This window comes from Kitasatospora sp. NPDC059462, assembly GCF_042749955.1.
Taxonomy (GTDB): domain Bacteria; phylum Actinomycetota; class Actinomycetes; order Streptomycetales; family Streptomycetaceae; genus Kitasatospora.
This window is the reverse complement of sequence record NZ_JBHYUU010000175.1, coordinates 1-9147: the sequence shown is the minus strand read 5'-3', so window position 1 is coordinate 9147 and position 9147 is coordinate 1. Positions and strand designations below refer to the sequence as shown.

The window sequence follows — 9147 nt, the reverse complement described above, 5'->3', positions numbered from 1 at the left end:
CCCCCCCGGGGGGGCCCCCCCCCCCGGGCCCGGGCGCCCCGCGCCCCTCCCCCACGCCCCTGGGGGCCTGCGCCCCCGCCCCCCCCCGGACCCCTCTTCGGGACGTTAGAACAGGCCGGTCAGCCCGCCGCCTCGACGCTCTCGCCGGGAGGGCGTCCGCTCACCCGTTCGGACTCAAGGGCGGTCTGCAGGATCACCACCGCGGCGGCCTGGTCGACCACCGAGCGGCCCTTCTTGGCCTTGACCCCCGAGGCGCGCAGCCCGTGGGTCGCGGTGACGGTGGACATCCGCTCGTCGACGAGGCGGACCGGCACCGGCCAGAGCCGGTTGGCCAGCCGGGACGCGTAGCCGCGGACCTTCTCCGCCGCCGGTCCCTCCTTGCCGCTCAGCGAGCGCGGCAGTCCGACGATCACCTCGATCGCGCCGTACTCCTCGACGATCGCGGCGATCCTGGCCTGCGACTTCACTCCGGCCGGGACGGTCTCCACCGGGGTGGCGAGCACCCCGTCGGGGTCGCAGGACGCGACCCCGATCCGGGCGTCCCCGACGTCGACGGCGATCCGCCGCCCGCGCCGGAAGGGCTTCTCCTCGAACTCCATCAGACCGCGGACCCCATCAGGAGGCACGCTCCGCGACCAGGCCCCGCACCGCCGCGACGGCCTCGTCGATCGCGGCCGGGTTGGTGCCGCCGCCCTGGGCGACGTCGTCCTTGCCGCCACCGCCGCCGCCGAGGGTCTTGGCCGCGGTGCGGACCAGCTCGCCGGCCTTGATGCCGCGGCCGCGGGCGTCCTCGTTGGTGGCGATCACGGTCAGCGGGCGGTCGTTCGCCACGGTGAAGGCGGCGACCACGGCCGGGCGCGAGCCGAGGCGGCCGCGCACGTCGAGGACCAGCTTGCGCAGCTCGTCGGCGCCGGTGCCGTCGGCGACCCGGGCGGTGACCACGGCGATGCCGTGCACGTCCTCGGCCGAGTCGGCCAGGCCCGCGGCGGCCGCGAGCACCTTCTCGGCGCGGAAGCGCTCGATCTCCTTCTCGGCGTCCTTGAGCTTGGCGAGCATGCCGGAGATCTTCTCCGGCAGCTCCTCCGGGCGGCCCTTGACCAGCTCGGTCAGCTGGGCGACCACGGTGTGCTCACGGGCCAGGAACCGGTAGGCGTCGGCGCCGACCAGGGCCTCCACCCGGCGCACGCCGGAGCCGATCGAGGACTCGCCGAGCAGCTTCACCAGGCCCAGCTGGGCGGTGTTGCCGACGTGCGTGCCGCCGCACAGCTCCTTGGAGAAGTCGCCGATGGTGACGACCCGGACCTCGTCGCCGTACTTCTCGCCGAACATCGCGATGGCGCCGGCCTTGCGGGCCTGGTCCATCGTCATGACCTCGGCGGTGACCTCCAGCTCGCGGGTCAGCACGTCGTTGATCTTCTGCTCGACGTCGGTCAGCACGCTGCCGGGCACGGCGGCGGGCGAGCCGAAGTCGAAGCGGAAGCGGCCCGGGGCGTTCTCCGAGCCGGCCTGGGCGGCCGTCGGGCCGAGCGCGTCGCGCAGCGCCTGGTGGGTCAGGTGGGTGGCCGAGTGGGCGCGGGCGATCGCCCGGCGGCGCTCGACGTCGATGGTGGCGTACGCGGAGGAACCGAGCACGACCTCGCCGAACAGCACGCCGCCGGAGTGCACGATCACGCCCGGCACGGGCTGCTGGACGTCGCGGATCTCGACGACCGCGCCGGACTCCAGCCGGATCCGGCCGTGGTCGGCGAGCTGGCCGCCGCCCTCGGCGTAGAACGGGGTGCGGTCGAGGATGATCTCGACCTCGTCGCCCTCGCCGGCGGCCGGCGCCGGGGCGCCGTTCACCAGCAGGCCGACCACGGTGGCCTCGCCCTCGGTCAGGGTGTAGCCGGTGAAGACGCTGGCGCCGGAGGTGTCGGCGACCTCGCGGTACGCGGCGACGTCGGCGTGGCCCATCTTCTTGGCCTTGGCGTCCGCCTTGGCGCGGTCCCGCTGCTCCTGCATCAGACGGCGGAAGCCGGCCTCGTCGACCTGAAGGCCCTGCTCCTCGGCCATCTCCAGGGTCAGGTCGATCGGGAAGCCGTAGGTGTCGTGCAGCTTGAACGCCTGGTCGCCGGAGAGCACCACGCCGCCGGACTGCTTGGTCTCGGTGACCGCGGCGTCCAGCAGGTTGGTGCCGGCCTTCAGGGTCTGCAGGAAGGCCGCCTCCTCGCCGACGACGACCGTCTCGATGCGCTTGCGGTCGCTCTCCAGCTCCGGGTACTGCGGGGCCATCGCCTTGATCGCGGTGTCGATGAGCTCCTTGGCCACCGGCTCGGTGGCGCCCAGCAGCCGCATGTTGCGGATGGCGCGGCGCAGGATGCGGCGCAGCACGTAGCCGCGGCCCTCGTTGCCGGGGGTGACGCCGTCGCCGACCAGCATCAGCGCGGTGCGGATGTGGTCGGTGACCACGCGCAGCGAGACGTCCGCCTTGTGGTCGGCGCCGTAGCGGTGGCCGGTCAGCCCGGCGGCCCGGTCCAGGATCATCCGGCTGGTGTCGATCTCGAAGAGGTTGTCGACGTCCTGAAGGATGGCGGCCAGGCGCTCCAGGCCGAGGCCGGTGTCGATGTTCTTGCTCGGCAGGTCGCCGAGGATCTCGAACCCGTCCTTGCCGTCGCCGTGGCCGCGCTCGTACTGCATGAAGACCAGGTTCCAGATCTCCAGGTAGCGCTCGCCGTTGACGGCCGGGCCGCCCTCCTCGCCGTACGCGGGGCCGCGATCGTAGTTGATCTCCGAACACGGGCCGCACGGGCCGGGGACGCCCATCGACCAGAAGTTGTCCTTCATGCCGAGGCGCTGGATCCGCTCGGCGGGCACGCCGATGACCTCGCGCCAGATCTGCTCGGCCTCGTCGTCGTCCTGGTAGACGGTGATCCAGAGCTTCTCCTTCTCCAGGCCGTAGCCACCGTCCGCGACGGGGGTGGTGAGCAGGTCCCAGGCGAACGTGATGGCTCCTTCCTTGAAGTAGTCACCGAAGGAGAAGTTGCCGCACATCTGGAAGAAGGAGCCGTGCCGGGTGGTCTTCCCGACCTCCTCGATGTCCAGGGTGCGCACGCACTTCTGCACGCTGGTGGCACGCGAGAACTGCGGCTTGACCTCGCCCAGGAAGTACGGCTTGAACGGGACCATGCCGGCGTTGACCAGCAGCAGGGTGGGGTCGTCGGCGACCAGGGACGCCGACGGAACGACGGTGTGGCCGCGCTCCTCGAAGAAGCGCAGCCAGCGGCGGCGGATCTCTGCCGACTCCATTAGTGGTCCTTCCGGTTGGTACCGCCCCGCGGCGCAAGCGCGCGCCGGGGCGTTTTCTCGATGGCTTGGGGGGTGGTGCGGGCACCGTCGGAGGACGATGCGCGGGCACTGCTGGACGGAGGCAGGGCGGCGGCCGGGCTCCCGGGCGCCGCCGAGATAGCTCGGTACTGGGGCTCGCCGCGCAGCACCCCCCGGCGGCGCGGCTCGACGACGGCGGTGCCGTCGAGTCCGAGGTCCTCGCGCAGCTGCTCCTCGCGCTCGCTCATGCCGGAGCGCACATCCTGGGCGAACTGCTTGGCCAGGTCGCCCAGGTGCAGGGCGTTGCGGGCGGCGGTGCCGGAGAGGCTGTCCGGGGTGAGCCGGTGCACGGCCTCGTTGGCCTTGTTCATGGCCCAGACGGTGGCGCCGGCGCCGACCGCCATCCAGAAGATGCGTCGCACCATGCCGTCAGCCCCTCACCACGCGCCGGACCCGGGAGAGCAGGCCGTTCCTGGGCGCGGTCGCGGCGCGCACCTCGGCCCGGATCAGCCGGGCCAGTTCCTCGCGCTCGCCCGGCTGGGCCGGCAGCGACACCCCGCCCTGCTGCTTGGCGACCGCCTTGCGCACGCCGTAGCTGAACGCCGCGACCTTGACCAGCGGGCCGCCGAGGGTGGCCGCGACGGTGGAGGAGAGCGCGTTGGCGTTGGCCGCCGCGTCCTGCACGTTCGCGGTGATCTCGTCCACCCGCTCCAGCTGCTCGTTGGCGCTGCGCACGGCGGTGCCGGCGTCGGTCAGCAGCGGCACGGCCTGCTCGGTGACGGCGGAGACCAGGACGGTGGCCTCCTTGAGCACCCGCGACAGCCGGACCAGTACGACGGCGAGCAGGGTGACCAGGACCGCCCAGAACACGGCGACGAGCAGGCCGGCCAGCTCTCCCACGGACACCTTGCGCGCTCCCTCGCCTTGCAGTTCTCCGGGCACTCATGCCCTACGGAACCCTATCGCGACCGCACGGACTTTCCGGACCGGGTTTCCCGCGCGGTGCGCGGCGATCCGACCGGGTGTGCGATCCGCGCGCGTAACCTACCCGCCGGTCACCTCGTTCTGCCGGGCGGGCCGCCACCCAGGCGGCGCAGACGGACGGACGCCCGGGCCGGCCAGGCCGGGGCCTCGACGCGGGGAGCGGGTTTGGACGGGGAATCGGGACCACGGCCGGGCCGGCCGGCACCGGGGCGGCTCCCGGCGGAGGTCACCAGCTTCGTCGGTCGGCAGCACGAACTGACGGCGCTGGCCAGGCTGCTGGCCGGGCACCGGCTGGTGACGGTCACCGGCCCCGGCGGGGTCGGGAAGAGCCGGCTGGCGCTGCGGGCGGCGGCCCGGGCGGCCGGCGCGTTCCCGGACGGCACCTGGCTGGTCGAGCTGGCCCCGGTGCGCGGCGGGCGGCTGCTCGGGCACGCGGTGCTGGAGGAGCTGCGGCTGACCGACGGCACCGCGCGGGCCCCGCTGAAGGTGCTGGCCGAGCGGCTGGCCGGGCGCCGGCTGCTGCTGGTGCTGGACGGCTGCGAGCACCTGGCGGCGGACTGCGCCGAGCTGGCCGGGGCGCTGCTGCGGGCCGTGCCGGGGCTGCGGGTGCTGGCCACCAGCCGGGTGGCGCTGCGCACGGCGGGCGAGCACCTGCTGACCCTGGCCCCGCTGCCGGTCGGCCCGCCCGGCCCGGCGGAGCCGCCCGCCCCGGCGGGGGCCGCCGCCCTGCCGGACGCGGTGCGGCTGTTCGCGGACCGGGCCCGGGCGGTGCTGCCGTCCTTCGAGGTGACCGCCGCCAACGCCGCGACGGTCGCGCGCCTGTGCCGCCGGCTGGACGGCATCCCGCTGGCCGTGGAGCTGGCCGCCGGGAGGCTGCGGGCGCTGTCGGTGGAGCAGATCGAGGCCCGGCTGGACGACCGCTTCCGGCTGCTGACCGGCGGCGATCCGGCGGCCCTCCCCCGGCACCGCACGCTGCGCACCACGATCGGCTGGAGCCATGAGCTCTGCACGGTGCAGGAACGTTTACTCTGGGCCCGCCTCGCGGTCTTCGCGGGCGGCTTCGACCTGGACGCCGCCGAGTACGTCTGCACCGGCGAGGGCGTCGACCCCGACGACCTGCTCGACCACCTCACCGAGCTGGTCGCCAAGTCCGTCGTGCTGCGCCTGGCGGGCCCCCACGGCGTGCGGTTCCGGCTGCTGGACACCGTCCGCGCGTACGGGCTGCAGTGGCTGCGGGCCGCCGGCGAGGAGCACCGGCTGCTGCGCCGGCACCGGGACTGGTTCCTGGGCGTGGCCACCTGGGGCGAGGTCGAGTGGTTCGGGCCCCGGCAGGCGGAGACCGCCGAGCGCACCGCGCTGGTGCACGCCGACCTGCGGGCCGCCCTGGAGTTCTGCCTGACCGAGCCCGGCGAGGAGCAGACCGCCCTGCTGATGGCCGGCACCCTCTGGTTCTACTGGGTCGGCTGCGGCCACCTCGGCGAGGGGCGGCACTGGCTGGACCGGGCGCTGGCGCTCGCCCCGGAACCCACCGAGGCCCGCGCCAGGGCCCTCTGGGTGACCGGCTACACGGCCACCCTGCAGGGCGACCTGGCGGCCGCCCGCCCCGCCCTGGAGGAGTGCCGCCGCCAGGCGCTGGCCACCCGCGACGACCGCGCGCTCGCCTACGCCGTGCACCGGCAGGGCTGCGCCGCGCTGATCGGCGACGAGCCCGCCCGCGCCGTCGAGCTGTTCGAGGAGTCGCTCTGGCACTACCGCACCATCGGCGAGCTCAACAGCAACGTGCTGATGGCGATGTTCGAGCTGGGCCTCGCCCACCTCTTCCAGGGCGACCTGGAGAGCGGCGAGCTCTGGCTCGGCCAGGTCCGCGAGCTGTGCGAGGAGCACGGCGAGCAGTGGGCGTACGCGTACGCGCTCTACGCGCTGGCGTACGCGCACTGGCTGAGGGGCGAGATCCGCCCGGCGCGGACGCTGGCCCGGGAGAGCGTGCGGCTCAACCACCTCTTCCACGACCTGCTGGGCATCGTGCTGGCGATCGACCTGCTGGCGCTGCTGGAGACCGAGCCGGCCGGCCCCGGGGAGAACGGGGACCTGCACGAGGCCCGGGTGCTGCAGGGCGCGGCGCACCGGATCTGGCGGGCGGTGGGCAGGCCGTTCTTCGGCTCGCGCACCTTCAACGGCCCGCACCGGGCCTGCGAGGAGCGCGCCGTCGCCGGGCTGACCGAGCAGGAGTTCACCGACTCCTTCGCCACCGGCGCCCGGCTGGACCTGGACGCCGCCGTGCAGCGGGCGCTGGGCGGCGGCGGGTACCCGGACGACCCGGGCCCGCGGCCGGGCCCCGGACCGCTGCCGCCGCCGGCGCCCCGGCCCTCCCCCGTCGGGCGGTGAGGAGCGCGCCGGGCCGTCCGGGAGTCGGCGTTCGGGGGCCGGGGGCCGGTGCCCGGGGGCCGGGAATAGTTGAATCTTGTGCATTGCTGGAGCGGGCGGAACCACCGTACGGAAGGAGCATCCCGTGGCCAACATCGCCGACGAGTACCGCATGGCGAACTTCTACTTCGAGTCCAAGGCGTACACCGACGCCGCCCGCATGCTCGAAGGCGTGCTCGCCGAGGAGCCGGCCAACCTGTCGGTCCGGCTGCTGCTGGCCCGCAGCTACTTCCACTCCGCCCAGCTGCGCAAGGCCGAGGCCGAGCTGCGCCGGGTCCTGGACGCCGACCCCGCCGAGGACTACGCCCGCCTGATGCTCGGCCGCACCCTGGAGCGCCAGGGCCGCGCCGAGGAGGCCCGCCCCCACCTGCGGCTGGCCTCCGCGATGACCGGCGAGTCCTACTGACCCACCCGGAACAGGGGCGAGCCCCCGTCGCCACGAGGGCGACGGGGGCTCGCTGGGTACCGCAGGTGATACCGCTCGCGGGTCAGCGCGAGTAGTACTCGACGACGAGCTGCTCGTCGCAGATCACCGGGACCTCCTTGCGCTGCGGCGCGCGGTCCAGGCGGAAGGCCAGGGCCTTCAGGTTGACCTCAAGGTACTTCGGGGTCTGGCCCTCGCCCGCGTTGCCACCCTCACGGGCGACCTGGAACGGGACCTTCTCCTTGCTGCGCTCGCGGACGGTGACCACGTAGCCCGGCTTCATCTGGTACGACGGCTTGTTGACCTTGCCGCCGTTGACCTCGATGTGGCCGTGGACGACCATCTGACGGGCCTGGTAGATGGTGCGGGCGATGCCCGAACGCAGCACCAGGGCGTCGAGGCGGGTCTCCAGCTCGGCGACGAGCGCCTCACCGGTCTTGCCCTCGGCCTTCTTCGCGCGGTCGAACGCACGGGCCATCTGCTTCTCGCTCAGGTCGTACTGAGCGCGCAGACGCTGCTTCTCGACCAGACGGACCTTGTAGTCCGAGTTCTGCTTGCGGCCACGGCCGTGCTGGCCGGGCGGGTACGGGCGGGCCTCGAAGTACTTGACGGACTTCGGGGTCAGCGGCACGCCGAGCGCACGCGCGATCTTGACCTTGGGGCGCTTCTGGTTCGCCATGAACCAAACCTTCCTTGCTCACGAATACGGCTTCACCAGGTGTTGACGGAGGTCGCATGTCGCGACCCGGAGAAAACCCCACCGCCCGAGGGCAGTGCGATCAGCCGCTCTCCGGAGCCGGGCACGAGATGTGCTGGTCACACGGGCCGAACCGGAACCGGTTCACCCGCGACACCGATGACGGTGCGCGACGCTCCTGGTGCGGACCTCCCGGAGGAGGCCGACGGCCGGTGTCCCGCTGGTGCGGCCGGTCGGCCGGGGTCTCCCCCGCCGCCGTCCCGGGACATGGCACTCCGACCCAGTATACCGGCAGATCACCCGGCCCCCGACCCGGGCTGCCCCTTGCCCTCCGGCTCGCCCTCGGCCCCCGCCGCGGGACCGGCCCCGGACGCCCCCTTCGGCGCCCCCTTGGCGGCGTTCCTCGGCTCCCCCCGCAGCCGCGCCCTGGTCCACTCCACCACGTCCGCGTAGCGGGCCTCCCCGCCGTGGCGGGTCGGCCGGTAGTACGCCTTGCCGTGCACCGCGTCCGGCGCGTACTGCTGGGTCGCGATGCCCTCCGGCAGGTCGTGCGGGTACCGGTACCCCTGGCCGTGCCCCAGCTTGCCCGCGCCGCCGTAGTGCGCGTCCCGCAGGTGCGCCGGCACCGGCCCGGCCAGCCCCTGCCGGACGTCTGCCAGCGCCGCGTCGATCGCCAGGTACGCGGCGTTCGACTTGGGCGCCAGGGCGAGCGCGATGGCCGCCTGGGAGAGGATGATCCGCGCCTCGGGGAAGCCGATCAGCGCCACCGCCTGGGCCGCCGACACCGCCGTCTGCAGCGCCGTCGGATCGGCCAGGCCGACGTCCTCGCTCGCCGAGATCATCAGCCTGCGGGCGATGAACCGCGGGTCCTCCCCCGCCTCGATCATCCGGGCCAGGTAGTGCAGCGTGGCGTCCACGTCGCTGCCCCGGATCGACTTGATCAGCGCGCTGGCCACGTCGTAGTGCTGGTCGCCGTCCCGGTCGTAGCGGACGGCCGCGTGGTTGACGGCGGTCTCGGTGGTGGCCAGCGTGATGCTCGCCTCGCCCTTCTCCAGCGCCGCACCGGCCGCCGCCTCCAGCGTGGTGAGCGCCTTGCGGGCGTCCCCGCCGGCCAGCCGCACCAGGTGGTCCTCCGCCTCGGCGCTCAGCTCGACCGCGCCCTCCAGGCCGCGCTCGTCGGCGACCGCGCGGCGCAGCAGCGCCCGGACGTCGTCGTCGGTCAGCGACTCCAGGGTGAGCAGCAGCGAGCGGGAGAGCAGCGGGGAGATCACCGAGAAGTACGGGTTCTCGGTGGTCGCCGCGATCAGGGTGACCC

The 9147-nt window shown here is 73.9% G+C and carries 8 protein-coding genes; 2 read left to right on the top strand and 6 right to left on the bottom strand.

Annotated features, from left to right (window positions below; genetic code table 11):
- Window positions 1-119: 119 nt before the first annotated feature.
- The 4 genes from ruvX to ACFXAM_RS31245 are packed head-to-tail and all read right to left on the bottom strand — an operon-like array spanning window position 120 to window position 4209.
- A complete protein-coding gene (gene ruvX, locus ACFXAM_RS31260; protein ID WP_380296325.1) occupies window positions 120-599 on the bottom strand; it encodes a Holliday junction resolvase RuvX in 480 nt (159 codons plus the stop codon).
- Window positions 600-615: 16 nt separating this feature from the next.
- Window positions 616-3285: an alanine--tRNA ligase gene (gene alaS, locus ACFXAM_RS31255; protein ID WP_380296324.1), complete on the bottom strand. Its 2670-nt coding sequence runs from the start codon at window positions 3283-3285 to the stop codon at window positions 616-618.
- Entirely contained in the window at window positions 3285-3728 is a 444-nt protein-coding gene (locus tag ACFXAM_RS31250) for a DUF6167 family protein (protein ID WP_380296323.1), read from the bottom strand. The genes alaS and ACFXAM_RS31250 overlap by 1 nt, the downstream gene beginning before the upstream one ends.
- A 4-nt stretch (window positions 3729-3732) precedes the next feature.
- A complete protein-coding gene (locus ACFXAM_RS31245; protein WP_380296321.1) occupies window positions 3733-4209 on the bottom strand; it encodes a DUF948 domain-containing protein in 477 nt (158 codons plus the stop codon).
- Window positions 4210-4452: 243 nt separating this feature from the next.
- On the opposite strand from ACFXAM_RS31245, the gene ACFXAM_RS31240 reads away from it, so the two are divergent.
- On the top strand, window positions 4453-6672 hold the full coding sequence (locus tag ACFXAM_RS31240; protein WP_380296320.1) for an ATP-binding protein: 2220 nt from the start codon (window positions 4453-4455) through the stop codon (window positions 6670-6672).
- 151 nt (window positions 6673-6823) lie between these two features.
- Complete coding sequence (locus ACFXAM_RS31235) at window positions 6824-7117, top strand: tetratricopeptide repeat protein (RefSeq protein ID WP_380296334.1); 294 nt, start codon at window positions 6824-6826, stop codon at window positions 7115-7117.
- An 82-nt stretch (window positions 7118-7199) separates the two neighbouring features.
- Here ACFXAM_RS31235 and rpsD read toward each other — a convergent pair whose 3' ends face one another.
- Window positions 7200-7814: a 30S ribosomal protein S4 gene (gene rpsD / locus ACFXAM_RS31230; RefSeq protein WP_350545081.1), complete on the bottom strand. Its 615-nt coding sequence runs from the start codon at window positions 7812-7814 to the stop codon at window positions 7200-7202.
- Window positions 7815-8128: 314 nt separating this feature from the next.
- Window positions 8129-9147, bottom strand: a 1019-nt coding sequence (locus ACFXAM_RS31225) for a replication-associated recombination protein A (RefSeq protein ID WP_380296318.1), incomplete at its 5' end; no start/stop codon positions are given.